This window comes from Delftia lacustris, assembly GCF_040267515.1.
In the GTDB taxonomy this organism is placed as follows: Bacteria; Pseudomonadota; Gammaproteobacteria; order Burkholderiales; family Burkholderiaceae_C; genus Comamonas; species Comamonas tsuruhatensis.
Genome location: NZ_CP141274.1, coordinates 6231805 through 6256794 on the forward strand (window position 1 = coordinate 6231805; position 24990 = coordinate 6256794).

Sequence of the window (24990 nt, forward strand, 5' to 3'; positions counted from 1 at the left end):
CCGTTCAGGCGTTCAGGGAGCGGGTGCGGCATCTGCCGGAACCAGCGCATCGGCCAGCGCGGCCAGGCTGGCATGGCGCCGGGTGCCGGCAGGCAATCCGGGCGGAAGTTCGCCGTCCAGAGACACTCCGGCGCTGGCGCCCGTGCAGACCAGGTGCAGGCGTGCGCCCATGGCCGCTCCGGCCTGCAGGTGGGCCACGCAGGAACCTATGACCCACAGCTGCTGCCCCTCGACGCCGAAGCGCTCGGCAATCTGCTCGAACAGCGCCGTGCCGGGCTTGCGGCAATGGCATTCCTCGTCCGGGGCATGGGGGCAGTAGAAAACCGCATCGACGCGCGCGCCTGCCGCCGCCATTTCGCGGTGCATGCGCGCGTGCACGGCATTGAGCTCGGTCACGTCGAACAGGCCCCGGCCCAGGCCTGGCTGGTTGGTGGCGACCACCACATGCCAGCCCGCCCGGTTCAGGCGCGCCACGGCTTCCAGCGCACCGCGCTGGGCCCTCCAGGCCTCGGCCGAGCCGATGAAGCCCTCTTCACCGATCTGGTTGAGGGTTCCGTCACGGTCCAGGATCGCAATTTTCATGGTCGGGTCCCAAGAATGTCAGAACTCAATTGCGCGCGTCCCAAGACGAGGGACACCGAGGAAGGGCCTAGGCCGGCCGCGCCGCCCCGCACCGAGGGTGTCGTCCCCCTCCCTTGCGAAGCAAGTAGAGAGGCGCCGTGCCACGGGGGGAAGGCGCGAAGCGCCTCAGGGGGGGCTCCATTCACGCCAGTCGCGAAAGGTCCGCCACGCGGTTCATGGCTTCGTGCAACGTGGCCAGCAGGCCCAGGCGGTTGGCCTTGAGCGCCGGGTCTTCGGCGTTGACCATCACATGCTCGAAGAAGGCATCGACCGGGGCGCGCAGCGCGGCCAGAGTCTGCAGGCTGGCCGTGTAGTCGCCGGCAGCAAACTGCTGCTGCGCCTTGGGCGCCACCGATTGCAGGGCTGCGTACAGGTCCTTCTCTGCCACCTCGGCCAGCACGGCCGCGTCGACCTGGGCCTGCACGGCCTGGTCGGCCTTCTTGAGGATGTTGCCCACGCGCTTGTTGGCGGCGGCCAGGGCCGGTGCCTCGGGCAGCTCGCCGAAGGCGCGCACGGCTTCCAGGCGCTTTTGCACGTCGGACAGGCGCTGCGGGCGCAGGGCCAGCACCGAGTCCACTTCCTGGGCCGAGAAACCCTGCTCGCGCAGGTTGCCGGCCAGGCGGTCGTAGATGAAATCGGCCAGCTGGGGCGTGGCGTCCTCGATCTTGTCGCCGAAGGCGGGCAGCACGCTGACCAGCAGGGTTTCCAGGTCCAGCGCCAGGTCCTTCTCGACCAGCATGCGGATCACGCCCAGGGCGTGGCGGCGCAGCGCGAAGGGGTCGCGGTCGCCCGTGGGCAGGTTGCCGATGCCGAACATGCCGACCAGGGTTTCCAGCTTGTCGGCCAGGGCCACGACCACGCCGGCGTTGCCGCGCGGCAGTTCGTCGCCCGCAAAGCGGGGCTTGTAGTGGTCCTCGATGGCATCGGCCACGGCCACGTCCAGGCCGTCGTTGAGCGCGTAGTAGCGGCCCATGGTGCCCTGCAGTTCGGGAAACTCGCCCACCATGTCGGTCACGAGGTCGGTCTTGGCCAGTTGCGCGGCCAGGTCGGCCTGCTGGGCCAGGCCCGTGTCGCCCAGCTGGCGGGCAATGCTCTTGGCGATGGAGCGCACGCGCTCCACGCGCTCGCCCTGGGTGCCGAGCTTGTTGTGGTAGACCACCTTGCCCAGCCCGTCCACGCGCGAGGCCAGGGTCTTCTTGCGGTCCTGGTCGAAGAAGAACTTGGCGTCGGCCAGACGCGGGCGCACCACGCGTTCGTTGCCGCCGATGACGGCGCTGGCATCCTGGGGGCTGATGTTGCTGACCACCAGGAACTGGTGGGTCAGCTTGCCGGCGGCGTCCAGCAGCGGGAAGTACTTCTGGTTGGCCTTCATGGTGAGGATCAGGCATTCCTGCGGCACGTCGAGGAATTCCTTCTCGAACTCGCAGACCAGCACATTGGGGCGCTCGACCAGGGCCGTGACTTCGTCCAGCAGGGCCTCGTCCTCGATGGGACGGACACCGCCGCCCACGCGCTCGGCAGCGGCCTGCAGCTGGCGCGCGATCTCGGCACGGCGCTCGGCGAAGCTGGCGATGACGGCGCCTTCCTCGCGCAGCTGCGCGGCGTAGTCATCGGCGGAGCGGATGACCACGGGATCGACCGCCGCCTCGAAGCGGTGGCCATGCGTGGCCGTGCCGGCCGTCAGGCCCAGGGCCTTGACGCCGATCAGCACCTCGGTGCCGTGCAGCACCACCAGGCCGTGGGCCGGGCGCACGAAATGGACGCTGCTCCAGCCGTCGGCCAGTTGGTAGCGCATGACCTTGGGGATGGGCAGCCGGGCAATGGCTTCGTCCAGCGCCTTTTGCACGCCGTCGGCCAGCATCACGCCGCGCACGGTGGAGGCGTGGAACAGGGCTTCGGCCTTGCCTTCGCCCTGGCGGGTCAGGCTGGCAACGGCTTCTTCGCCGGCGCCCAGGGCGGCCAGCTTCTTGATCAGTGCGGGCGTGGGCTTGCCGTCGGCGTCCAGGCCCACGGAGACGGGCATGAGCTTTTGCGACACGGCCTTGTCCTCGGCCTGGGGCAGCACTTCGGTGATGTGGGCGGCCAGGCGGCGCGGCGAGGCATAGGCCGTCAGGCGCGCTTCGCTGGAGGCCAGCAGGCCCTGGGCCTTGAGCTGCTCGAACAGCACGCCGGCAAAGGCGTCGCCCAGCTTTTGCAGCGCCTTCGGGGGCAGCTCTTCGACAAACAGTTCAACAAGAAGATTCGATGCGTTCATGGTCTGGTGTTCTCTCGGTGCAGCGGTGTCCGCCTCAGGCGGCCTTCTTGCCCTGTTGTTCGGCGGCCTTGGCCAGCTCGGCCAGCACTTCGTCGGCATGGGCCTTGGGCGCCATGGGGAAGCCCAGGCGCGCACGGCTGTCCATATAGGCCTTGGCCACGGCGCGGGCCAGGTTGCGGATGCGGCCGATGTAGGCGGCACGCTCCGTCACGCTGATGGCGCCGCGCGCATCGAGCAGGTTGAAGGTGTGGGCGGCCTTGAGCACCTGCTCGTAGGCCGGCAGCGCCAGCTGTTCGCCGATCAGGTGGTTGGCCTGCTTTTCGTGGGCGCTGAAGGCGGTGAACAGGAAGTCGGCGTCCGAGTGCTCGAAGTTGTAGGTGGACTGCTCCACCTCGTTCTGGTGGTAGACGTCGCCGTAGCTCAGGCCGTCGGTCCAGGTCAGGTTGTAGACGTTGTCCACGCCCTGCAGGTACATGGCCAGGCGCTCCAGGCCATAGGTGATCTCGCCGGTGGCGGGCTTGCAGTCGATGCCGCCGACCTGCTGGAAGTAGGTGAACTGGGTCACCTCCATGCCGTTGAGCCAGACTTCCCAGCCCAGGCCCCAGGCGCCCAGCGTGGGGTTTTCCCAGTCGTCCTCGACAAAGCGGATGTCGTTCTTCTTGAGATCGAAGCCCAGGGCCTCGAGCGAGCCCAGGTACAGCTCCAGGATGTTGTCGGGCGCGGGCTTGAGCACGACCTGGAACTGGTAGTAGTGCTGCAGGCGGTTGGGGTTGTCGCCGTAGCGGCCGTCCTTGGGGCGGCGGCTGGGCTGCACGTAGGCGGCCTTCCAGGGCTCGGGGCCCAGGGCGCGCAGGAAGGTGGCGGTATGCGAGGTGCCCGCGCCCACTTCCATGTCATAGGGCTGGAGCAGCGCGCAGCCCTGGTCGGCCCAGTAGGACTGCAGCTTGAGGATGATTTGTTGGAAAGTGAGCATGACTTGTTTCAGGCGTCGCACGCAGGCCGGGGCCGCGCCGGTGAATGAGAGGCGGCTCGCGCCGCGCAAACGACGATTTTAAGGCGCCGCCCGGCCCTGCGCCGTGGCGCGGGCCTGCGGCCCCACGGCAGACGCTCCACAGGGCGATCTGCATCAAAAAACGGAGCAGGCGACACATGCCGGCAAAGGCCGTGGCGCGCGAAGCCCCGAAAGCCCGCCTTGCACGACGCATCCGGATCATTTTTTGACAATTCACCGGGGCAGCGGCCGGTGGCCGTTCGCCACGCCGCCATGCACGCCGCCTAGAATGGCCCATTGACCTTTTTTGTCGTGGACCACCACCGCCCCGGAGCCTGCCATGAACCTGATGAACATCATCACCAAGCAACTGATAGAGATCATCGAGTGGACCGATGACTCGCGCGACACGCTCTCCTACCGCTGGCCCGACGACGACAAGGAAATCAAGAACGGCGCCCAGCTCATCGTGCGCGAGTCGCAGCAGGTGCAGTTCGTCTCGGCCGGCCAGTACGCCGACCTGTTCAGCCCCGGCAAGCACACGCTGACCACGCAGAACATTCCCATCCTGTCCACCATCCAGGGCTGGAAGTACGGCTTCAACTCGCCGTTCAAGTGCGATGTCTACTTCATCAACACGCGGCTGTTCACGGGCAACAAGTGGGGCACCTCCAACCCCGTGATGGTGCGCGACCAGGACTTCGGCGCCGTGCGCCTGCGCGCCTTCGGCACCTATGACTTCCGCATCGTCGAGCCGGCCAAGTTCCTCAAGGAAGTGGCGGGCACGGACCAGAACTTCCGCATCGACGAGTTCGCCGACACCATGCGCTCGCGCATCATCAGCGTGTTCACCGAGTCGCTGGCCAAGGCCCGGGTGCCCGTGCTGGACGTGGCCCAGCGCTATGGCGAGCTGGGCGATGCGCTGCTGCCGCTGATCAACCCGGCCATGACGGACAAGTACGGCCTGGAGATCACCAGCTTCGTGCTGGAGAACGTGTCCGTGCCGCCCGAGGTGGAGCAGGCCATCGACAAGCGCTCCAGCATGACGGCCATCGGCAACCTCAACGACTACGTCAAGTACCAGATGGGCCAGGCCATGACCACGGGCGGCGAAGGCGCTGCCGCAGCCACCCTGCCCGCCACCATGGCCATGGGCTTCGGCATGGCGCAGGAGATGATGAAGAGCATGCAAAACGGCGGCGGCGCCGGCGGCGCACCGGCCGGCCAGGCCTCCGACCCGTTCTCGCCTGCCGCCGCCCAGGCAGCCCAGGCGCCGGCAGCGCCCGCCGCCGGTGGCCTGCAGGTGCTGACCCCGGCGCAGGCGGCCCAGGTGCTGGGTGTGAGCGAGGCCGATGTGCTGGCCGAGATCCAGGCCGGCAACCTCAAGGCGCGCCAGATCGGCAGCCAGTGGCGCATTGCGCAAGCCGCACTCGATGAGTTCCTGCGCGGCTGACATTTCCGTGGTTTGACCCCTTGCGGCGCCAGGCCCTGCCTGGCGCCGCGTCCCGTTTTCCAGGACCGATGCCGTGAGCGCGCCCTCCTCCAGTTCCTCCAGCACCTCGACTTCCCCCGCCTCCGGTTCCTGGGAGGCCGCTGCCGCCGCGCCGGCCATGGTGCGCAAGCACCCCTGCCCCGAATGCGGCGCCAACCTCGAATGGAATGCCCAGGCCCAGGCGCTCAAGTGCCCGTACTGCGGCACCACGGTGCCCTGGAGCGAGGAAACGCGCGAGGAACTGGGCCGCGATGTGGTCGAGCAGGACCTGGCCGAGGCGCTGCGCAACCCCAAGTCCGGCCGGGGCTGGGGCACGGAGGACCGCTACGAGGTCCAGTGCCAGAACTGCCGTGCGATCTCGGTCTTCGTGAACCGCACCGTGGCCCAGCGCTGCGACTTCTGCGGCTCGCCCTCCATCGTGGCCCACGAGGGCCAGGGCGATGCCATCACGCCGCAGAGCATCCTGCCCTTCAAGATCAGCGACGGCCAGATCCGCGACCGCATACGCCAGTGGTACGGCAGCCGCTGGTTCGCGCCCAACCGCCTGAAATCCGCCGCGCTGACCGACACGCTGCACGGCGTCTACCTGCCCTACTGGACCTTCGACGCCCACGCCAGCGCCGACTGGCAGGCCGAGGCGGGCTTCTACTACTACACCACCGAGTCCTACCGCGACAGCAACGGCAACGTGCAGACGCGCCAGGTGCGCCATGTGCGCTGGGAGCCGGCCTCGGGCAGCCTCGCCCATTTCTTCGACGACGAGCTGGTGCCCGGCACCGTGGGCGTGCACGCCAACCTGCTGCGCCAGGTGGAGCCCTTTCCCACCACCACCGACCTCAAGCCCTACACGCCCGAGTTCGTGCGCGGCTGGACGGTGGAGCGCTACCAGATCGACCTGGGCAAGGCCGCCCAGGTCAACGTGCAGGACATGGACGAGCAGCTGCGCGCCCTGTGCGCGCGCCAGGTGCCCGGCGACACCTACCGCAACCTGCAGATGCAGCGCGAGTACCAGGGCCGCACCTTCAAGCACATCCTCGTGCCGGTCTGGCTGGTGGGCTACACCTACGGCAGCAGGACCTTTCAGATCATCGCCAACGGCTACACGGGCCAGATCGCGGGCGAGCGCCCCTACAGCGCCCTCAAGATCACGCTGGCCGTGCTGGCCACGATCATGGTGCTGGCGCTGCTGTGGGTGATGTTCGGACAGTAGGCCAGCTGCCGCTCACCACGCGCTCCAGACCTCTTCGGCAAGCCCGAAGGCGGTGCTCGCGCCGGAACCTCCGGTGACCGCCACCACGCGCGTGGCCTCGTCGGGCGCATGCACCACGCAGGGCGCGTCCTGCGCACTCGGGTAGACGCCCACCCAGCGCTCTACCACCTGCGCATCGCGCAGGTGCAGGGCCTCGTTCATGTGGCGCAGCATCAGCCGGTCCACGGCTTCGCTGGCAAAGGGCGGGGGCGCTGCGCCGTAGTGGTGGGAGTCGCCCACCACCAGGCTGCCGTCGGCGCTTTGCACGGCGATCAGGTGGATGCCGTGGGCCAGGCTCTCGCCCTCCTCCCGCTCCAGCTCGGCGCGCAGCGCGGCGGCTTCGGGCAGGGCGCTGTAGCCCTCGTATCTGACCATGCTCAGGTCCCCCATGACCGAGCCCTTGAGCTGCAAGCCCGGCTGCGGCCGCACGCGCAGCATCTGCAGCTGGCACAGCTGGATGCGGTGCGGCGCCCACAGGCCGGCGAACAGGCCACCCGGGTCGGCGTTGTTGCAGACCACCACGCGTTCGCCGTGGTAGCTGGCGCGGGCGCTGCGCACCCGGGGTGCCGCCACCTCGAGCACGGCCTCGCCAAAGCGGAAATCCACGCCCATGGCCTGCTCCAGCCACTGCGCCAACCTGGCAATGGCTGTGCGCGACTCCACGCGCAGCTCATGCGGGCTGTAGAGCACGGCGCTGAGGTCTTCGGTGCGCAGTGCCGGGTGGCGTTCGGCGGCCTGGGCCGGCGTGAGCAGCTCGCAGCGCTCGCCCATGGAGGTGCTCAGAAAGGCGTGGAGCACGGCCTCGGCGCTGGCCCGGCGCGCCGTCAGCCACAGGCCGCGGTGCACGACCTCGATGCCGGCCTGCGGCGCGATCTCGGCCCAGGTATCGCGCGAACGCATGGCCCGCTGCCAGTGGGCGCCCGCCTGCTGCCCCGTGACAGTGACAAAGCCGAAATTGCGGATGGAGGCGGAGATGCAGGCTGCATCGCGCTCGATGACGAGCACGCTGCGGCCACGGCGCGCAGCCGCATAGGCGTGGGCCAGGCCGACAATGCCGGCCCCCACCACGATCAGGTCGTAGTTCTTCATGGGAGAAAACAGAGGAGAGGGAAAGGAAAAAAGTCAGCGCTGGCGCCAGCGCTGCGTGCGCCGCTGCACCCAGGCATCCAGCGCCGCGATCAGCAGCCGGCCCGCAGCGGCCGTGGCAAAGATCAGCGTGGCCATGGCGGCGGCCGGCGCGGTGTCGCCCGCGTCGTCCATGGCCAGCACGGCCACCGAGGCCAGCGTGGTCTCGGGCGAGTACAGGAACACCACGGCCGACACCGTGGTCATGGCGTTGACGAAGAAATAGCCGGCCACCTGCATGACCACGGGCAGGCATACCGGCAGGTGCACGCGCCACAGCAGCGTCCAGAAGGCCACGCCCATGGAATCGGCCACGCGCTCGTACTCGGCATCGAGCTGCTGCAGCGCGGCCAGTTGCGTGATGTGCGCCACCGAGAAGAAATGCGCCACCGAACACAGCACCAGGATGGCCATGCTGCCGTACAGGAAGTGCAGCGGATTGCCCTGGGCATTGAAGAACAGGATGTAGCCCAGGCCCAGCGCCAGCCCCGGCACGGCCATGGGCAGCGTGGCCACGGCATGCAGCCACTGGCGCGTGCGCGCCCAGCGCACGGGCTTGGCCACCAGGTAGGCGGTCACAAAGCTCAGCACCGCGCCCAGCACGGCCGTGGCCAGCGCCATGGACAGCGAGTTGCCATAGCTGGCCCAGCCGCCGCCGTCCATCATGTCGAAGCGGTAGTTCTTGAATGTCAGCGTGAGGTTGTACGGCCAGTAGCTGACCAGGGAGGCCAGCACGGCCGTGCCCATGACGGCCAGCAGCGCCAGCGCCACCAGCGCGCAGTAGGCGAACAGCGCGCGGTCCAGCGGCGCATGGGGCTGGGGCACCAGCGGCACGGAGCGCACGCCCATGGTGGCCGCCTGGCGCGCGCGCAGATGGCGCTCGGCCGCAAAGGCCAGGCCGGCCGGCACCAGCAGCAGCATGGCCACCACCGCACCCATGGACAGGTTTTGCTGGCCGATGACCTGCTTGTAGATGTCGGTGGCCAGCATGGCCGTGTTGCCGCCAATGACCTTGGGCACGCCGAAGTCGGTCACCACGAGCACGAAAACCACGATCCACGAAATCATCAGCCCGTAGCGGCTGGCCGGCAGCGTGACCTGGCGGAAGCTGCGCCAGCGGCTGGCGCCCAGCGTGGCGGCCGCCTCGTACAGGCGCGCATCGCCCGAGGCCAGCGTGGTGCACAGAATCATCAGCGCATGCGGAAAGGTCCAGAGCACCGAGCCCACGATGATGCCGAAGGGCCCGTAGGCCGAGCCCCCCTGCAGCCAGCCCTTGAGCAGGCCCTGGCTGCCGAACAGGTAGATCAGGCTGATGGCCATGAGCAGCGAGGGCGCCAGCAGCGGCACCAGGGCCAGCGCGCGGAACCAGCGCGCCAGCGGCATGCAGCTGCGCACCACGCCATAGGCGTAGGCATAGGCCAGCAGCACGCAGACCGTGCTGCTCACGGCCGACAGCCACAGGCTGTTGAACAGCGATTGCGTCACGCCCGGCATGCGCGCATAGGTGATGAACTGGGCCAGGCCCGTGAAGCGGCCCGTGTCGTCCCAGAAACTCCTGCCCAGCAGGCTAGCCACCGGCAGGGCGATGGTGGCCAGCAGCCAGGCCAGTGCGCCCAGCACCAGGGCGCCCAGCCACCAGCGCTCCCAGCCTGCGCTGCGCCCCTGCGGACGCACGGGCCCTGCAGGCGCGCTGCGGCGGGCGCAAGCGAAGCGGTCCACCGGCACCGGCACCGGCACGGAAACGGCCGTGTCCATGGGATGCGCGCTCATGCGGCCTTCCTCGCATCGGGCGCCGCCAACGGCTGCAGCGCAGCGGCGGGCAACTCCATCAGCACCTCGCCCTGCAGCCAGTCGGGCAGGCCCACGTCGTGGCGCAGGGGCCACTGGGCGTCAACCTGGCACTGCAGCGTGGGGCTGTACAGGCGCACCAGGGCCATCGATCCGAGGAAGGAGGTCTCCACCACGCGGGCGCGCAACAGGTTGGGCAACGCCGTGGGCTGGGCCGGGTGCAGCACCACGCTTTCCGGACGCACGCCGACCAGCAGCGCGTCGCCACGCTCGAAGCCGGCCAGCGCACAGCGCAGGCTGGCTTCGCCGATGCGCACCTGGTCCGCCCCCTCGGCCGTGGCCGGCAGCAGGTTCATGCGGCCCACGAAACCGGCCGCGAACTGGCTCACGGGCTGGGCATAGAGCTGCTCGGGCGAACCCTGCTGCTCGATGCGGCCCTGGTGCATGAGCACCACGCGGTCGGCCATGGACAAGGCCTCTTCCTGGTCGTGCGTGACCATGATGGAGGCGATGCCCAGCTGGCGCTGCAGCTGGCGGATCTCGCTGCGCAGCTCGGTGCGCACCTGGGCATCGAGCGCGGACAGCGGCTCGTCGAGCAGCAGCAGGCGCGGCCGGGGCGCCAGCGCGCGGGCCAGTGCCACGCGCTGCTGCTGGCCGCCCGACAGCTGGGCCGGGTAGCGCTGGGCCTGCGCGCCCAGACCCACCAGGGACAGCATCTCGGCCACGCGCTCGCGCGCCTGCGCCGCAGGCTGCCCGTTCAGCCCGAAGGCCACGTTCTGCGCGGCCGTGAGATTGGGAAACAGCGCATAGCTCTGGAACACCACGCCGAAGCCACGGCGTGCGGCCGGCCAGCGCGTGATGTCATCGCCCTGGAACAGCACCCTGCCCTCGTCAGGCATGTCGATGCCGCAGACGATGCGCAGCAGCGTGGTCTTGCCGCAGCCCGAAGGGCCGAGCAGGCTGACGAACTCGCCCGCCTCCACGTTCAGGTCAATGCCGCGCAGCACCTGCTGCTCGCGGTAGCGCTTGGCGATATGGTCTATGCGCAGCATGGCGTGGCTCCGGCTTACTTTTTCTCTGCCTTGGCTTCGTAGCGGCGGCTCCACTCGGCCAGGATGCGCTCGCGGTTGGCCGCGGCCCAATCGAAGTCGTTCTTCGCCAGCCGCTTTTCGAGATCGGCAGGAATGAACTCCAGCTTTTCCTGCGCCTCGGGCAAGGCCAGCACGGCGAAGTTGGCGGCGTAGAGCTTGTTGGCCTCGGGCGTGACGGCCCAGTCGGCCAGGGCCTTGGCGGCTTCCTGCTTCTTGCTGGTCTTGAGGATGGCCGTGGCCTCCACATCCCAGCCCAGGCCTTCCCGAGGGAAAACGATGTCGATGGGCGCACCGTCCTTCTTGGTCTTGCTGGCGCGGTACTCGAAGCTCAGGCCCACGGGAAACTCGCCGGCCCCCGCCTGGCGGCAGGGCTTGGAGCCGCTGTGCGTGTACACGCCCATGTTCTGGTGCAGGGCGTCCATGTAGGCCCAGCCCTTGTCCTCGCCCATGATCTGCAGCCAGGCCGCGACCATCAGGTAGCCCGTGCCGCTGGAGGCCGGGTGGGGCATGGTGATCGTGCCCTTGAACTCGGGCCTGACCAGGTCGGCCCAGCTGGCGGGCACCGGCAGCTTGCGCTTGCCGGCCTCCACGGTGTTGAAGCAGATGGCCGAGGACCACAGGTCCATGCCCACCCAGGTCGGCTGGGCGCGCGGATCGCGCATGTTGGCTCGCACCTTGTCCAGGCCCTTGGGCGCGTAGGGCTGGAGCATGCCCTGCTTGTCCAGCAGCATCAGCGAGGTGGCGGCCACGCCCCAGATCACGTCGGCCTGGGGATTGGCCTTTTCGGCCAGCAGGCGGGCCGTGATGATGCCCGTGCTGTCACGCACGAACTTGAGTTCGATCTCGGGATGGGCCTTCTCGAAGCCGCTCTTGTAGGCCTTGATCTGGTCAGCCTCCAGGGCGCTGTAGACCAGCAGCTCGGTCTTGGCCGCATGGGCCAGGGGTGCGAAGGAGGCGACGGTCAGCACCGCAGAGGCAATGGCAAGGCGGCGGCCCAGGGAGGCAAGGGTGTGGCGCATGGCGTGTCAGTTCCGTTGTGGGTTCGTGGACAGGCGGCAGGGTCGCCACCTCTGACACCCACTGTAGAAAGCGCAGGTGAAACGTCCGTGTCACACAACGGAAATTTGGCGAAGCGGGTATTGGCGGATTTGGGTGCCCTCCGCCCCGCGGCGCCCCCGCCCCGCTCCCGCCTTCTTCAGCGGCGCGGCTTTACCCTGCCCGGGCGCTCAGCCTGGGCCGTCTGCGGCTGCAGCGCATCCAGCAGCCGGTCCTGCAGGCGCGCGCGGTGGGCAAGGTTCTGATCCAGCCTGGCGGCCAGCGCGTCGATGTGCTCGCGCATCAACTGCTCGGCGCGCGCCATGTCGCCGGCCGCCAGCGCATCGACGATGGCCTCGTGGTCGGCATTGGAGTGCTGGGCCTCGGTCTGCGACTGGTACAGCGCAGACACCAGGGTGGTGCGCGCCGACAGGTCGGCCATCATGGCCGTGAGAAAGCGGTTGCCCAGTTGCTCGGCCAGGCAGACGTGGAAGTCGGCCAGCAGCACGCTGCGCTGGCCGGCGTTGTCGGCCTCGGCGATGGCGCCGCGCTCCTGGGCCACATGCTCGCGCAGCGTGCGTATGGCCGCCTGCAGCGGCCGGCCCGCGTCGCGCAGCATGCCGGACTCCAGCACGCGGCGCGCGGCATAGGTTTCCTGGGCTTCCTCGAACGAGGGCTCGACCACGTACCAGCCCTGGCGCGAGCGCACCTCGACGAAGCCGCGCGCCTGCAGCTGCATCAGCGCCTCGCGCACCATGGTGCGGCTCACACCGAAGACCTCGGCCAGTTCCTTTTCGCCCAGGCGTTCGCCAGGGCGCAGCTTGCGCTCGACGATGGAGCGCATCACGCGCTCGGCAATCAAGGCCGGCCCGGTGGCCGGCGCATCCTGCGGCTCGGACATGGCGGCCTCCTCAGGCTGCGGCCGGAATGCGGCGCGGGCGCAGCGTGGCCATCACCCAGTACACGCTGCCGCCGATCAGCACGCCGAAGAACCAGCCGTAGGTGCCCCACCAGACCGGCAGCAGGCTGGTGAAGTTGGGCAGGATGGTGGAGAACACGCTGCCGATGCCGGTGGCGATCAGCGCGTTGACGTTCCAGCCGCCCTCGTAGCGGTACTCGCCATGTTCGTCATACAGCGCGGCCACGTTGATGTTGCCCTTGGCCACCAGGTAGTAGTCCACCAGGATGATGCCCAGCAGCGGCCCCATGGTGGCGCCGATGGCGTTCACGAAGTGGGCAGCGCCGCCCTCCCATGGTGCAAAGGGGTAGAGAGCCAGGGCGATCAGTGCGGCGATGTATCCGCCGCGCTTGAAGTCGATGCGCTTGGGAAACACGTTGGAAATATCGAAGGCCGCCGAGACGAAGTTGGCCACCACGTTGATGCCCAGCGTGGCCACGGCAAAGGTGACGGCGGCCAGCAGGGCCAGCACCCAGCTGTCGAACTTGGCCGAGATCTGCTCGGGGTGCAGCAGCACCTCGCCATAGACCTTGAAGGCCGCAATCGTGGTGATGCCGGCCACCAGCGAGAAAGCGATCAGGTTCACGGGCAGGCCCCAGAGGTTGCCCTTGGCCACCGCCTCCTTGTTCTTCGCATAGCGCGAGAAATCGCAGAAGTTCAGGTACAGCGCCGCAAAGTAGGTGATCCAGGTCGCGCCCACGGCCATCAGCGCCCAGAAGCTGCCCGGCGCGCCGCTCACCCCCGCATCCTTGGTCTTGTCCAGCAGCACATCCATGGGAATGCCGTGGTCGAAACTGAAGCCGCCGGCCTTCACGCACAGGCCGATGGCCAGCACCAGCATGGCGATCCACACGGCAGGCCCTGCCCAGTCCTGGAATCGCCGCACGGTCTCCATGCCCCTTTGGATGATCAGCAGCTGCAAGGCCCAGATGACCACGTAGCAGATCACCTCCAGACCCGAATGGCCCAGCCAGTGCGTGGTCTGGTGGAAGGACAGCAACGCCTCATTGCGCACCAGCAGCGCCACCATGGCGCCCGAGGCCGCCGCCGTCTGCGCCCCGTACCAGAAGCAGGCCACGATGGCTCGCACCAGGGCAGCCAGATTCGCGCCCCATACCCCGAAGGACGCACGCGCCAGCACCGGATAGGGCACGCCGGTCTTCTCGCCCGCGTAGCCCACCAGGTTCATCAAGAAGAAGATGACCAGGGAGCTGATGCCGATGGCGATCAGAAAATTGACGAAGCTGCCGCACAGCAGAAACAGGCTGGCCGCCAGGTAGTAGCCCCAGAGGCTGTGCACGTCCGAAGTCCAGACGTTGAAAATGCTGAAGGCGCCCCAGCGGCGGTCCTTGGTGGGCGCCAGGTCTTCGTTGTAAAGACCCGGCGAGGGATTGCGAATATCCATTGCTGCGCTCCTTGATCACGAGCAATCACTGACACAAGACCAGCCGAGACCCATGAATCAGCTGGCACACAAACTGGCACGCAAACTGGTATGCAAGAAGTGTGCCTTCAGGCGCAGGAGTTGTTTCCAGGGACATACCCGGCCACGCCGGCCCTGCGCATCACGGCGCCATGTTGAAATGGCGCCAGGCATTCCTGACCCCAACACCCCGCCATGTTCGTCACGCAGCTCAAGTCCTTCTTCTGGGTGGCCCGCCTGGGCAGCATCACGCAGGCGGCACGCCAGCTTTCGCTGAGCCAGCCCACCGTGACCACCCAGATCCGCGCGCTGGAAGAGCACTACGGCGTGGAGCTGTTCCATCGCCAGGGCGGACGGCTGTCCATCACCGATGCCGGCTTGCGCCTGCTGCCCCAGGTCGAGCAACTGCTGCTGCAGACCATCCAGCTGGAGTCGGCGCTGCGCCATTCGGGCGATGCCAGCCAGGGCCAGCTGCGCATCGGTGCGACGGCGCCCTACTACGTGCTGGACATCGTCAAGCGCTACCAGCGGCGCTTCGAGCGGGTGGAAGTGGCCATCGTGGGCGGCAACTCGCGCCAGATGGTGCAGGCGCTGGTGGACTACCAGGTGGACCTGGCGACCTCGTCACACCTGGAAGGTGATCCGCGCCTGCTGCGCGTGGAACTGGGCCAGGACCCGCTGGCCCTGCTGGTGCACCGCAGCCACCGGCTGGCGCAGCGCACCATGGTGCAGGCGTCCGATCTGGTGCAAGACACGCTGATCCTGCGCGAGCGCGGCTCCATGACGCGCCAGCTCACCGAACAGATGCTGGCCGCCGCCGGCCTGGCACCGCGCCACGTCATGGAAATCGCCAGCCGCGAAGCCATCCGCGAGGCCGTGATCCGCGACATGGGCATCAGCGTCTTCGCCCGGCATGAAGCCTCGGCCCACCCCGACATCGTCGTCCTGCCCTTCGCAGGCCCCGTGCCGCGCCTGCCCGAATACCTGTACTGCCTGCGCGAACGCCGCCAGGCCCGGCTGATCGCCGGCTTTCTGGAGGAAGCCGTGCCGGGCGGGGTGCTGCCGGACCAGATGTGAACTGGCTCAGGCCAGCTCGGCATCCGCCAGCAGCGGCTGCTTGAGATCCTTGTCCGACAGCGACAGCTCCACATTGAGCTGCGGCCACTGCACGCCGATGGCCGGGTCGTCCCAGGCAATGCCGCGATCGGCCTGGGGCGCGTAGAAGGCCGTGGCCTTGTAGAGGAAGTCGGCGCTGTCGCTGAGCACCATGAAGCCGTGGGCAAAGCCTGGGGGCACCCACAGCTGGCGGTGGTTGTCTTCCGTCAGCTCGGCGCCCACCCATTGGCCGAAGGTCGGCGAGCCCTTGCGGATGTCCACGGCCACATCGAACACGGCGCCGCGCACCACGCGCACCAGCTTGCCCTGGGCATGGGGAGGCAGCTGGTAGTGCAGGCCGCGCAGCACGCCCTTCTTGCTGCGGCTGTGGTTGTCCTGCACGAACTGGTGGTCCGTGCCCGTGGCCTGGTTGAAGGCCTGCTGGTTGAAGCTTTCGAGGAAGAAGCCGCGATCGTCACCAAAGACCTTGGGCTCGATCAGCATCACCTCGGGAATGGCCAGGGGTGTTGCCTTCATGCGTGCACCTTTTCCTTGAGGATCTGCAGCAGGTACTGGCCATAGCCGTTCTTGGCCAGCGCCTGGCCCAGCGTCTCGAGCTGGGCACGGTCTATCCAGCCCTGGCGGAAGGCGATCTCCTCGGGGCATGACACCTTCAGGCCCTGGCGCTGCTGCAGCGTGGCGATGAACTGGCCGGCCTCCAGCAGGCTGTCGTGCGTGCCCGTGTCCAGCCAGGCATAGCCACGGCCCATGAGCTCCACATTGAGCTGGCCCTTGTCCAGGTACAGGCGGTTGAGGTCGGTGATTTCCAGCTCGCCGCGCGCCGAGGGCTTGATGGACTTGGCCAGCTCAACGACCTGGTTGTCGTAGAAATACAGGCCCGTGACCGCGTAGTTGCTCCTGGGCTGCTTGGGCTTTTCCTCCAGGGAAAGAACCCGGCCCTGGGCATCGAACTCGGCCACGCCATAGCGTTCCGGGTCCTGCACATGGTAGGCAAACACCGTGGCGCCTTCGCTGCGCGCGTCAGCGCGTTCGAGCAGGCGGGGGAAATCGTGTCCGTAGTAGATGTTGTCGCCCAGCACCAGGGCGCTGGGGGCGCCGGCCAGGAAGTCTTCGGCGATCAAAAAGGCCTGGGCCAGGCCATCCGGGCTGGGCTGGACTGCATATTCGAGCTTCAGGCCCCATTGCGAACCATCGCCCAGCAACTGCTCGAAGCGCGGCGTGTCCTGCGGGGTGCTGATCACGAGGATCTCGCGGATGCCCGCGAGCATGAGAGCGCTCAGCGGGTAGTAGATCATGGGCTTGTCGTAGACCGGCAGCAGCTGCTTGCTGATGGCCAGCGTGGCCGGGTGCAGGCGGGTGCCGGAGCCGCCCGCGAGGATGATGCCTTTGCGTGTCTGGTTCATGTCCTGGATCCTGGGGTTCTGCTGAAGCGCGCAGCCGCGCTCAGATGATTTCCTGCAGCATGCGGTCCACGCCGGCCTGCCAGTGCGGCAGGCGCAGGCCGAAGGTCTGCTGCAGCCGCTCGGTGTTCAGGCGGGAATTGTGCGGACGCTGCGCCGGGGTCGGAAAGGCGCTGGTGGGCACGGCAGCTATGCGCTGCACCTTCCAGGGCCGGTCGGGCGCGAGTTCGCGGGCGCGGGCGATCACATGGCTGGCGTAGGCATGCCAGGTGGTCTCGCCACCGGCCACCAGATGGTGCAGACCTTCGCCGCCGGACTGGCGCCGCACCTGGCGGATGGCATGGGCCGTCACGTCGGCGATCAGGTCTGCCCCCGTCGGCGCGCCCCATTGGTCGTCGATCACGCTCAGCACCTCGCGCTCCTGGGCCAGGCGCAGCATGGTCTTGGCGAAGTTGCCGCCGCGCGCCGCATAGACCCAGCTGGTGCGAAAGATCAGGTGGCGGCAGCCCGAAGCCTGGATCAGCTGCTCGCCTTCGAGCTTGCTGCCGCCATAGACGGACAGCGGCGCCGTGGCCTCGGTCTCCGTGCGCGCAGCGCTGCCGCTGCCATCGAAGACGTAGTCCGTGCTGTAGTGCACCAGCAGCGCGCCGGTCTGCGCCGCCTCGCGGGCCAGCACCTGGGGAGCCAGCGCATTGAGCAGCCGCGCCTGTTCCGGCTCGCTTTCGGCCTTGTCCACGGCCGTGTGGGCGGCGGCATTGACGATGACATCGGGACGCAGAGCGCGCACGGTCCGTGCGAGTTCATCGAGGCGAGAGAGATCGCCGCACAGGCCCTGGCCACCGGCGTCGCCCTGGCGCTCCAGCGCGACCAACTCGCCCAGCGGCGCCAGGCTGCGCTGCAGCTCCCAGCCCACCTGTCCATTGCGGCCCAGCAGCAGCAGCTTCATGCGCCGGCTCCCTCCGTGTACTGGCGGCTGACCCATTCGCGGTAGGCGCCGGACTGCACATCGGCCACCCACTCGGGATTGTCCAGGTACCACTGCACGGTCTTGCGGATGCCGGTCTCGAAGGTCTCCGCGGGCTTCCAGCCCAGTTCGCGCTCGAGCTTGCGCGCGTCGATGGCATAGCGCCGGTCGTGACCGGGGCGGTCCTTCACATAGGTGATCTGGGCAGCGTAGCTGGTGCCATCGGCCTTGGGGCGCAGCTCGTCGAGCAGCGCGCAGACGGTGTTCACGATCTCGACGTTGGGCTTTTCGTTCCAGCCGCCCACGTTGTAGGTCTCGCCCAGCTTGCCGGCCTCCAGCACGCGGCGGATGGCGCTGCAATGGTCGCGCACATAGAGCCAGTCGCGCACCTGCATGCCATCGCCATAGATGGGCAAAGGCTTGCCGGCCAGGGCGTTGACGATCATCAGGGGGATCAGCTTCTCGGGGAAATGCAGCGGGCCGTAGTTGTTGCTGCAGTTGGTGGTCAGCACGGGCAGGCCGTAGGTGTGATGCCAGGCGCGCACCAGGTGGTCGCTGGCGGCCTTGCTGGCCGAGTACGGGCTGTTGGGTTCGTAGTTATGGTCTTCGGTGAAGGCCGGTGCCGCTGGCGCCAGGCTGCCATAGACCTCGTCGGTGGAGACATGCAGGAAGCGGAAGGCCGCCCTGGCCTCGGCATCCAGCGCGCTCCAGTAGCCGCGCACGGCCTCGAGCAGGCGGAAGGTGCCGACCACGTTGGTCTGGATGAAGTCCTCGGGGCCGTGGATGGAACGGTCCACATGGCTTTCGGCCGCGAAGTTGACCACGGCGCGCGGCTGGTGCTCGGCCAGCAGGCGGGCCAGGACTTCGCCATCGCCGATGTCGGCCTGCACGAAGACATGGCGCGCATCGCCCTGCAGGCTCTCCAGGCTCTTGAGGTTGCCCGCGTAGGTGAGCTTGTCCACGTTGAGCACCGGCTCATCGCCGGCAGCCAGCCAGTCCAGCACGAAATTGGCGCCGATGAAGCCGGCGCCGCCTGTGACAAGAATCATGGTTCAACCTTGCAAAATTTCATTGTTCTTGGTTCGGGGTTCAGGCAGCAGCCTGCAGTGCTGCCTCCCGCGCGACCTTGGCATTGTCGGCGTTCACCAGTGAAAAAGCCCGCAGGAGGCGGGCTTTTTCCTTCAGGACACGCCTTTTACACACCAGGGCGTATTCACTGGCCTTGCCAGCGGCGCAGCACCAGCGAGGCGTTCGTGCCACCGAAGCCGAAGCTGTTGGACAGCACGGTGTTCAACTGGGCATCGCGTGTGCGCGTGACCAGGGGCATGTCGTTCAGCGCGGGATCGGGCGTGTCCACGTTGACCGAACCCGCGATGAAGCCCTTATTCATCATGATCATGCAGTAGATGGCTTCCTGCACGCCGGTGGCGCCCAGCGAGTGGCCGGTCAGCGACTTGGTGGAGGAGAACGGCGGCACCTGGTCGCCGAACAGCGCGCGCATGGCGCGCACTTCCTGCATGTCGCCCACGGGCGTGGAGGTGCCGTGGGTGTTGATGTAGTCCACGCCGCCTTCGAGGCCTTCAAGGGCCTGCTGCATGCAGGCGATGGCGCCGTCGCCCGAGGGCGCGACCATGTCCTCGCCATCGCTGGTGGCGCCAAAGCCCACGACTTCGGCCAGGATGTTCGCACCCCGGGCCTGGGCGTGCTCCAGGCTTTCCAGCACCACCGCGCCGCCGCCACCTGCGATCACGAAACCGTCGCGGTGGGCGTCATAGGCGCGCGAAGCCTTTTCGGGCTGGTCGTTGTACTTGCTGGACATGGCGCCCATGCCGTCGAACAGCAGGGCCATGCCCCAGGACAGCTCTTCGCCGCCGCCGGCAAACATCACGTCCTGCATGCCCCAGGCGATCTGCTGCGCCGCTGCGCCGATGCAGTGCGCCGAGGTGGAACAGGCCGAGGTGATGGAATAGTTGATGCCCTTGACCTTGAAGTTGGTCGCCAGGCAGGCGGACACCGTGGAGCTCATGCAGCGCGTGACCTGGTAGGGCCCGACGCGGCGAATGCCCTTTTCGCGCAGCGTGTCGGCCGCCTCGATCTGGTTGGCCGGCGATCCGCCGCCCGAGCCCATGATCAGGCCGGTACGCGGATGGCTGACCTGCTCGGGAGCCAGGCCGGCCTGGGCGATGGCATCTTCCAGCGCGATCTGCGCATAGGCAGCGGCATCGCCCATGAAGCGCAGCTGCTTGCGATCGATACGTGCCTCGACGTCGATCTCCGGCACACCGGCCACCTGGCTGCGCATGCCCAGTTCGGTGAACTTCGGCATGGCCTTGATGCCCGTGCGCCCCTCGCGCAGCGAGGTCTCCACGGTATCGAGGTCGTTGCCGATGCACGAGACAATGCCCGCGCCGGTGATGACTACGCGACGTTTGGTCATGCTGCCGTTCCCTGGCCTTCACCCTCGCGCAGGAACAGGCCCACGCGCAGGTCATTGGCGACGTAGATTTCCTTGCCGTCGGCCAGCAGGCGTGCATCGCCGATGGCCATGTTGAGCTTGCGCTTGATCACGCGCTTGATGTCGATTTCGTAGGTCACGAGCTTGACGTCAGGACCCACTTCGCCCGTGAACTTGACTTCGCCGGCGCCCAGCGCACGGCCCCGGCCGGGAAGGCGCAGCCAGGTCAGGTAAAAGCCGATCAGTTGCCACATGGCGTCCAGACCCAGGCAGCCGGGCATGACGGGGTCGCCCCGGAAATGGCAGTCGAAGAACCAGAGATCAGGCTTGATGTCGAGTTCGGCGACGATCTTGCCCAGGCCGTGGGCGCCACCATCCGTGTCGATGTGCGTGATGCGGTCGAACATCAGCATGGGAGGCAGTGGCAGACGCCCGCTGTCTGCGGAAAACAGCTTGCCTTCGCCCGAAGCGATCAGTTGCTCATACGAAAAAGAATCGGCCATTGTCTAACTTGCTCCACGGCGGCACTGACGCCACCTCTATCTCTGAATGGGTGCGGCCCGCAGCGGACCATGCAGCCGCGCATTATCGGGGCTGAACGTTGCCAGACTGCAACAAAACCCCGAGGCCGCATCAAAACTCTGCCACAAAAGCCACGCCGACCCAGGTCGCGGGACTTGGCTACAGCCCCTGAACAGAGGCCCTGCGGCGGCCGATCCAGGCCACCAGCAGCACCGCCGCAGCAGCGGCGCACAGCGGGACCAGGCCTGCTGCATTCACCCAGCGCGCAAACGGTGTCAAGGCCTCGCGGCCCTGCACACTGGCCTCAAGCACCGCGCGCTCGTAAGGCACCAGCGCGTGCGTCACCACGCCCCGGTGGTCGATGGCCACCGTGGCGCCGGTATTGGTGGCGCGCAGCATGGGGCGCTCGAACTCCAGCGCCCGCATGCGGCTGATGGCCAGATGCTGGTCGATCGCCACGCTGTCGCCAAACCAGCCGATGTTGCTGAAATTCACCAGCACCGTGGGCGCCGTCGCTGCATTGCCGAAATGTGCACCCAGCTCTTCGCCAAACAAATCCTCGTAGCAGATGTTGGGTGACAGCCGCTCGCCAGCCCAGGCCATGGAAGGCTGGCCCAGCGCGCCGCGGTTGAAGTCGCCCAGCGGTATGTTCATCATCTGCGTGAACCAGCGAAACAGCGGCGGGATGAACTCCCCGAAGGGCACCAGATGGTGCTTGTCGTATTGGTAGTCCTGGATCTGGCCAGGCTGCCAGCCCACGACCGAGTTCGTATAGCCGGCCTCTTCCGAGCCCAGCGGGATGCCCAGCAGCGCCGCCTGCCGGCCATCCTTCTTCAGATATGGTTCGCGCAGCAGGTCCAGGTATTCCTCGGGCAACTGCTGGGGCAGCAGGGGCACGGCCGTCTCGGGTGCGACCACCAGCTGCGCCGTGGCCGCGCGCAGCTCCCGCCCGTACCAGCCCAGGGCCAACGGAATGCCGCTGCCGGCCTCGAACTTCTCATCCTGCGGGATATTGCCCTGCAGCATGGCCACGCTCAGCGCTGGCCGTTCGGCCGATGGTGCATTGATGGCGGCATCGCGAAGCCACCACAGCCCGCCCCAGGCCAGAACCAGGGCCGCCACAACGGCCGCGCACCGTGCAGGCCGAAGGGCTTGTCCGCCCCGCGAACCGGCCGCCAAGGCGGCCAGCCAATATGCCAGCCAGGACGCCACCGCCCCCGTGCCGTAGACGCCGATCCAGCGCGGCAGCACCGACAGGGGCCCTTCGACGTGGGCATAGCCCCCCGCGCCCCAGGGAAAGCCGGTCCACAGCCAGCCACGCGCCAATTCGGCCAACAGCCAGGCGGCGGCGAAAAGCAAGGCGCCGCCCGCCGTGCTGGTGGGGCGCAGCTTGTGCCAGCCCCAGGCGGCCACCGCGTAGTAGCTGCCCAGGAAGGCCGCAAGCGCCAGCACGGCGGCAACGGCCAGCGGCGCAGGCAGGCCGCCATAGACATGCATGGAGATGAACAGCCACCAGAAGGTGGCCACCAGCCAGGCGGTGGCATAGAGCATGGCCCGCCCCGCCGCCTGGGCCGGGCGCTGTGCCGTCTGCAGGGCGCGTGCCAGCACGGCCAGCGACAGAATCTGCAGCCACCACAGCGGGCGGCCATAGCCGCCGACCAGGCTCAGCGGCCCGTCGCCCTGGCCGCGCGCCCAGGGCCAGGCCAGCGACAGGGCCTGGGCTGCACCCGCAAGCAGCAGCAGCACGCCCACGGCGAGCCGGCCCATGCGCCGGCCGTCTTGCGAAAAAGCGGAAGAACTGGACAGGGGCATCGGCCAGGTACGGGAGAGATGTCGGTGGGGATAGAAAGGGGCAGCCTCAGCTGCGCAGCAGACTGTCGGCTGCGGGATCGCGCACCACCTTGAACCAGCGCACGGCGCCGCCCTTGGTGTGCAGCACGGTGAATTCCAGGCCGGCCAGATGGATCTGCTCGCCGCGCTTGGGCACATGGCCCATTTCGTGGGCGATCAGGCCTCCGATGGTGTCGAACTCATCTTCGGGATCGCGGGCATGCAGGGCGACCTCGAAGGCTTCGTTCACATGCTCGATGGTGGTGTCGCCCGCCACGCGGTAGCTGTTGTCGGCCAGGGCGAAGATGTCGCCCTCGTCCTCGGGGATGTCGAACTCGTCCTCGATCTCGCCGACGATTTCCTCCAGCACATCCTCGATGGTCACCAGGCCTGCCACGCGGCCGAACTCGTCGATGACCACGGCCAGATGGTTGCGGTTGCCCCGGAACTCGCGCAGCAGATCATTCAGGCCCTTGCTCTCCGGCACGAAGGCGGCGGGGCGCAGCAGGGCGCGGATGTTCAGGTCCGGTGAACGCTGCAGCTTGAGCAGGTCCTTGGCCAGAAGGATGCCGATGATGTTCTCGCGCTCGCCCTGGTAGACCGGGAAACGCGAATGTGCAGTGGTGATGACCTGGTGCAGCAGTTCATCGAACGGAGCGTCGATGTTGACCAGGTCCATGCGAGGGGCTGCGACCATGACGTCGCCGGCCGTCATGTCGGCCATGCGTATCACGCGTTCGAGCATGACGCGGGACTCGGGGCCGATGACCTGGTTGTCCTCGGCGTCGGCCAGGGTCTCGATCAGCTCGTCAGGAGAGTCAGGGGCCGGGTGGATGAACTCGGCCACCTTTTGCAGGAAGCTTCGCTTGCTTTCCTTCTCGGAAGAGCGCGCAGGATGGGGGTCGGACACTGTCTTGGAGTGCAGGACGTGCGGTAGTGAAACAAGCCGCAAGGATAGCGGATTGCTCCGTCACCCCTGCATGCGCTGCGCCAATTCCCTTTGCGGCGTTTTGCGCCTATTCGCCGGCCTGGTGGCGGCCATCCTGCACGCCACGGCGGATTTCCTGCACGTCGGCCAGGAAATCCCAGAACTGCTTGGCCTGCTTCTTGAGCTGGTAGTCCACCTCGCCGATGTGCTCGGTCATCAGCGACGCCATGTGCGTGTCGATGCCGGCGGGCGGCAGCTGCAGGTAGGCCTCGGACTCGGAGCCATCGCGCTTGATGGTGGCGCCGGCCTTGCGCGCAATCTTGAGCATGGCCGTGTTCTCCGACAGCGCGTGGATGAACATCATGGACACGCCCTTGGTGCGTGCATGGATCACCGCGCGGTTGAACAGGCGCCCGCCGTAGCCGCGGCCGCGTGCCTGCTTGAGCACGGAAACGCCGAATTCGGCGCAGCTCTTGTGCTCGGGATGCGAGGCAAAGGCCAGATGCGCCATGGCGATCAGCTCGAGCCGGCGGTTGTAGATGCCGAAGATGTCGTCGCGCTCGAAATCAAGCTGCATCGCATAGCGGCGAACCTGCTCGTCGCTGGCGGCATAGCCGAAGCGCAGGTAGCGGTCGCCTTCATCGAGCTTGAGCAAATGCGCCACCACGCGTTCGCGGTGGGACGGGCCCAGCGAACGAATGGGCACCATGGACGCGGAGCGCCCATCGGGACGGTGCGGCTGGCCTGCGCTCGCACGCAACATGTCCCGGCCGGCCTGCCAGGACGCCTTCAACCAGTCTTTGGATGCATTCATGGCTCAAATATAGGTAAAAACCCGAGGTCGAGCAACGAAGATATTGCAATGCAACAAAACCGTAAGGTTTTGGCATGCAAACCAATTCCCCCTCCCTGCAACACCCGACGGCCTGGCGCCTGTCGAGCCCGAAGGCTACAAAGGCACGGCCGTGGTCACCTTGACGCGGTCCATCACGAAGCTGGTCTTGCAATCCTGCACGCTGGGATGCTTGAGCAAGGTGTCCATGACGAAGCGCGTGTAGTGCTGCATGTCGGCCACGACCACACGCATCAGATAGTCCATCTCCCCGGTCAGCGACACGCACTCCACCACTTCGGGCCAAGTCTGCACGCTGGCGCGGAACACGTCCATGGGGTTGCGCTTGCTGGTCTCGGTGTACTTCTCCAGGCGCACGTTGAGATAGGCGGTCAGCCCCAGGCCCACGGTCTCCGGCTGGACCAGGGCCACATAGCGGTCGATCACGCCGCTGTCTTCCAGGCGCTTGACCCGGCGCAGCACGGCACTGGGAGACAGGCCGACCTGCTCCCCGATGACGTCATAGGTTTCCCGGCCGTTGGCCTGCAGGCGGCGCAAAATGGCCCGATCCAGTTTGTCGATGGTGTGCGTGGCGCTCATGGCGGTGGACTCGTAAATAAGTACGGATTTCTTCAGGGTTAACCCGAATTAACCAGTTAAATTGCGATAAACAAAAGAATTCCGCAATTTTCATGCATTCCGCATTTTCCCACCAAGGGCAAACGGCAAAAAGCTGAAGCCCCTCCCGCCTACAGTGACAGCACTGATCGCAAGCCCGCAGGCCATGCCTGGGGCGCCCGAAACACTGTCCTGCACAAAAAGGCCGGAGACCCCCATGAAAGCCCCGCTGAACCTGGCCCAGTTCCCCGCCCGCGCACAGACGGCCCGGCGCGCGCAGGACATGGGCGCGTGCGGC

At 67.4% G+C, this 24990-nt stretch carries 22 protein-coding genes; 3 read left to right on the forward strand and 19 right to left on the reverse strand.

What is annotated here, in order from left to right; genetic code table 11:
- Nucleotides 1-12: 12 nt before the first annotated feature.
- From U6958_RS29960 to glyQ, 3 genes are all read right to left on the reverse strand, one after another.
- Nucleotides 13-582 carry an HAD-IIIA family hydrolase gene (locus U6958_RS29960; protein ID WP_074920535.1) on the reverse strand — a complete coding sequence of 190 codons (570 nt, stop codon included), beginning with the start codon at nucleotides 580-582 and terminating at the stop codon, nucleotides 13-15.
- Nucleotides 583-763: 181 nt separating this feature from the next.
- A complete protein-coding gene (gene glyS, locus U6958_RS29965; RefSeq protein WP_034365101.1) occupies nucleotides 764-2875 on the reverse strand; it encodes a glycine--tRNA ligase subunit beta in 2112 nt (703 codons plus the stop codon).
- Nucleotides 2876-2909: 34 nt separating this feature from the next.
- Nucleotides 2910-3848: a glycine--tRNA ligase subunit alpha gene (glyQ, locus tag U6958_RS29970; protein ID WP_016446477.1), complete on the reverse strand. Its 939-nt coding sequence runs from the start codon at nucleotides 3846-3848 to the stop codon at nucleotides 2910-2912.
- A gap of 358 nt (nucleotides 3849-4206) precedes the next feature.
- On the opposite strand from glyQ, the gene U6958_RS29975 reads away from it, so the two are divergent.
- Nucleotides 4207-5319 (forward strand): SPFH and helix-turn-helix domain-containing protein, encoded by a 1113-nt coding sequence (locus U6958_RS29975; protein ID WP_034365129.1) that lies wholly within the window; start codon nucleotides 4207-4209, stop codon nucleotides 5317-5319.
- Between the two features lie 73 nt (nucleotides 5320-5392).
- A complete protein-coding gene (locus U6958_RS29980; protein WP_034365104.1) occupies nucleotides 5393-6568 on the forward strand; it encodes a zinc ribbon domain-containing protein in 1176 nt (391 codons plus the stop codon).
- 12 nt (nucleotides 6569-6580) lie between these two features.
- Here U6958_RS29980 and U6958_RS29985 read toward each other — a convergent pair whose 3' ends face one another.
- The 6 genes from U6958_RS29985 to U6958_RS30010 form a co-directional block, all read right to left on the reverse strand.
- Complete coding sequence (locus U6958_RS29985; RefSeq protein ID WP_046985768.1) at nucleotides 6581-7696, reverse strand: TIGR03364 family FAD-dependent oxidoreductase; 1116 nt, start codon at nucleotides 7694-7696, stop codon at nucleotides 6581-6583.
- 33 nt (nucleotides 7697-7729) lie between these two features.
- On the reverse strand, nucleotides 7730-9502 hold the full coding sequence (locus tag U6958_RS29990; RefSeq protein ID WP_016451840.1) for a putative 2-aminoethylphosphonate ABC transporter permease subunit: 1773 nt from the start codon (nucleotides 9500-9502) through the stop codon (nucleotides 7730-7732).
- Nucleotides 9499-10572, reverse strand: coding sequence for an ABC transporter ATP-binding protein (locus U6958_RS29995; protein WP_016446482.1), 1074 nt, complete (start codon nucleotides 10570-10572; stop codon nucleotides 9499-9501). The genes U6958_RS29990 and U6958_RS29995 overlap by 4 nt, the downstream gene beginning before the upstream one ends.
- Before the next feature lie 14 nt (nucleotides 10573-10586).
- On the reverse strand, nucleotides 10587-11630 hold the full coding sequence (locus tag U6958_RS30000; RefSeq protein ID WP_016451841.1) for a putative 2-aminoethylphosphonate ABC transporter substrate-binding protein: 1044 nt from the start codon (nucleotides 11628-11630) through the stop codon (nucleotides 10587-10589).
- Between the two features lie 176 nt (nucleotides 11631-11806).
- Nucleotides 11807-12547, reverse strand: coding sequence for a GntR family transcriptional regulator (locus U6958_RS30005; RefSeq protein WP_016446484.1), 741 nt, complete (start codon nucleotides 12545-12547; stop codon nucleotides 11807-11809).
- Between the two features lie 10 nt (nucleotides 12548-12557).
- Nucleotides 12558-14009: an NCS1 family nucleobase:cation symporter-1 gene (locus U6958_RS30010; protein ID WP_016446485.1), complete on the reverse strand. Its 1452-nt coding sequence runs from the start codon at nucleotides 14007-14009 to the stop codon at nucleotides 12558-12560.
- 213 nt (nucleotides 14010-14222) lie between these two features.
- Here U6958_RS30010 and U6958_RS30015 point away from each other — a divergent pair, with 213 nt between their 5' ends.
- Nucleotides 14223-15104, forward strand: a complete 882-nt coding sequence (locus tag U6958_RS30015) for a LysR substrate-binding domain-containing protein (protein WP_016451843.1) — start codon at nucleotides 14223-14225, stop codon at nucleotides 15102-15104.
- A gap of 6 nt (nucleotides 15105-15110) precedes the next feature.
- On the opposite strand, the gene rfbC is transcribed toward U6958_RS30015, so the two are convergent.
- From rfbC to U6958_RS30065, 10 genes are all read right to left on the reverse strand, one after another.
- The gene (gene rfbC / locus U6958_RS30020; RefSeq protein ID WP_074920538.1) at nucleotides 15111-15659 is read right to left on the reverse strand and encodes a dTDP-4-dehydrorhamnose 3,5-epimerase; all 549 of its coding nucleotides are present in this window, start codon (nucleotides 15657-15659) and stop codon (nucleotides 15111-15113) included.
- On the reverse strand, nucleotides 15656-16546 hold the full coding sequence (rfbA, locus tag U6958_RS30025; RefSeq protein ID WP_012203207.1) for a glucose-1-phosphate thymidylyltransferase RfbA: 891 nt from the start codon (nucleotides 16544-16546) through the stop codon (nucleotides 15656-15658). Before rfbA ends, rfbC begins: the two co-directional genes overlap by 4 nt.
- A gap of 40 nt (nucleotides 16547-16586) precedes the next feature.
- Nucleotides 16587-17489, reverse strand: coding sequence for a dTDP-4-dehydrorhamnose reductase (rfbD, locus tag U6958_RS30030; RefSeq protein ID WP_074920541.1), 903 nt, complete (start codon nucleotides 17487-17489; stop codon nucleotides 16587-16589).
- Entirely contained in the window at nucleotides 17486-18556 is a 1071-nt protein-coding gene (rfbB, locus tag U6958_RS30035; protein WP_016446490.1) for a dTDP-glucose 4,6-dehydratase, read from the reverse strand. Before rfbB ends, rfbD begins: the two co-directional genes overlap by 4 nt.
- Nucleotides 18557-18720: 164 nt before the next feature.
- Nucleotides 18721-19944: a beta-ketoacyl-ACP synthase I gene (gene fabB / locus U6958_RS30040; protein WP_016446491.1), complete on the reverse strand. Its 1224-nt coding sequence runs from the start codon at nucleotides 19942-19944 to the stop codon at nucleotides 18721-18723.
- A complete protein-coding gene (fabA, locus tag U6958_RS30045; protein ID WP_016446492.1) occupies nucleotides 19941-20465 on the reverse strand; it encodes a bifunctional 3-hydroxydecanoyl-ACP dehydratase/trans-2-decenoyl-ACP isomerase in 525 nt (174 codons plus the stop codon). Before fabA ends, fabB begins: the two co-directional genes overlap by 4 nt.
- A gap of 178 nt (nucleotides 20466-20643) precedes the next feature.
- Nucleotides 20644-22251 carry an apolipoprotein N-acyltransferase gene (lnt, locus tag U6958_RS30050; RefSeq protein WP_074920543.1) on the reverse strand — a complete coding sequence of 536 codons (1608 nt, stop codon included), beginning with the start codon at nucleotides 22249-22251 and terminating at the stop codon, nucleotides 20644-20646.
- 91 nt (nucleotides 22252-22342) lie between these two features.
- Nucleotides 22343-23224 carry an HlyC/CorC family transporter gene (locus U6958_RS30055; protein ID WP_016446494.1) on the reverse strand — a complete coding sequence of 294 codons (882 nt, stop codon included), beginning with the start codon at nucleotides 23222-23224 and terminating at the stop codon, nucleotides 22343-22345.
- A gap of 106 nt (nucleotides 23225-23330) precedes the next feature.
- Entirely contained in the window at nucleotides 23331-24056 is a 726-nt protein-coding gene (locus U6958_RS30060; protein ID WP_016446495.1) for a GNAT family N-acetyltransferase, read from the reverse strand.
- Nucleotides 24057-24191: 135 nt separating this feature from the next.
- Nucleotides 24192-24674: an Lrp/AsnC family transcriptional regulator gene (locus tag U6958_RS30065; RefSeq protein WP_016446496.1), complete on the reverse strand. Its 483-nt coding sequence runs from the start codon at nucleotides 24672-24674 to the stop codon at nucleotides 24192-24194.
- Nucleotides 24675-24990: the final 316 nt, after the last annotated feature.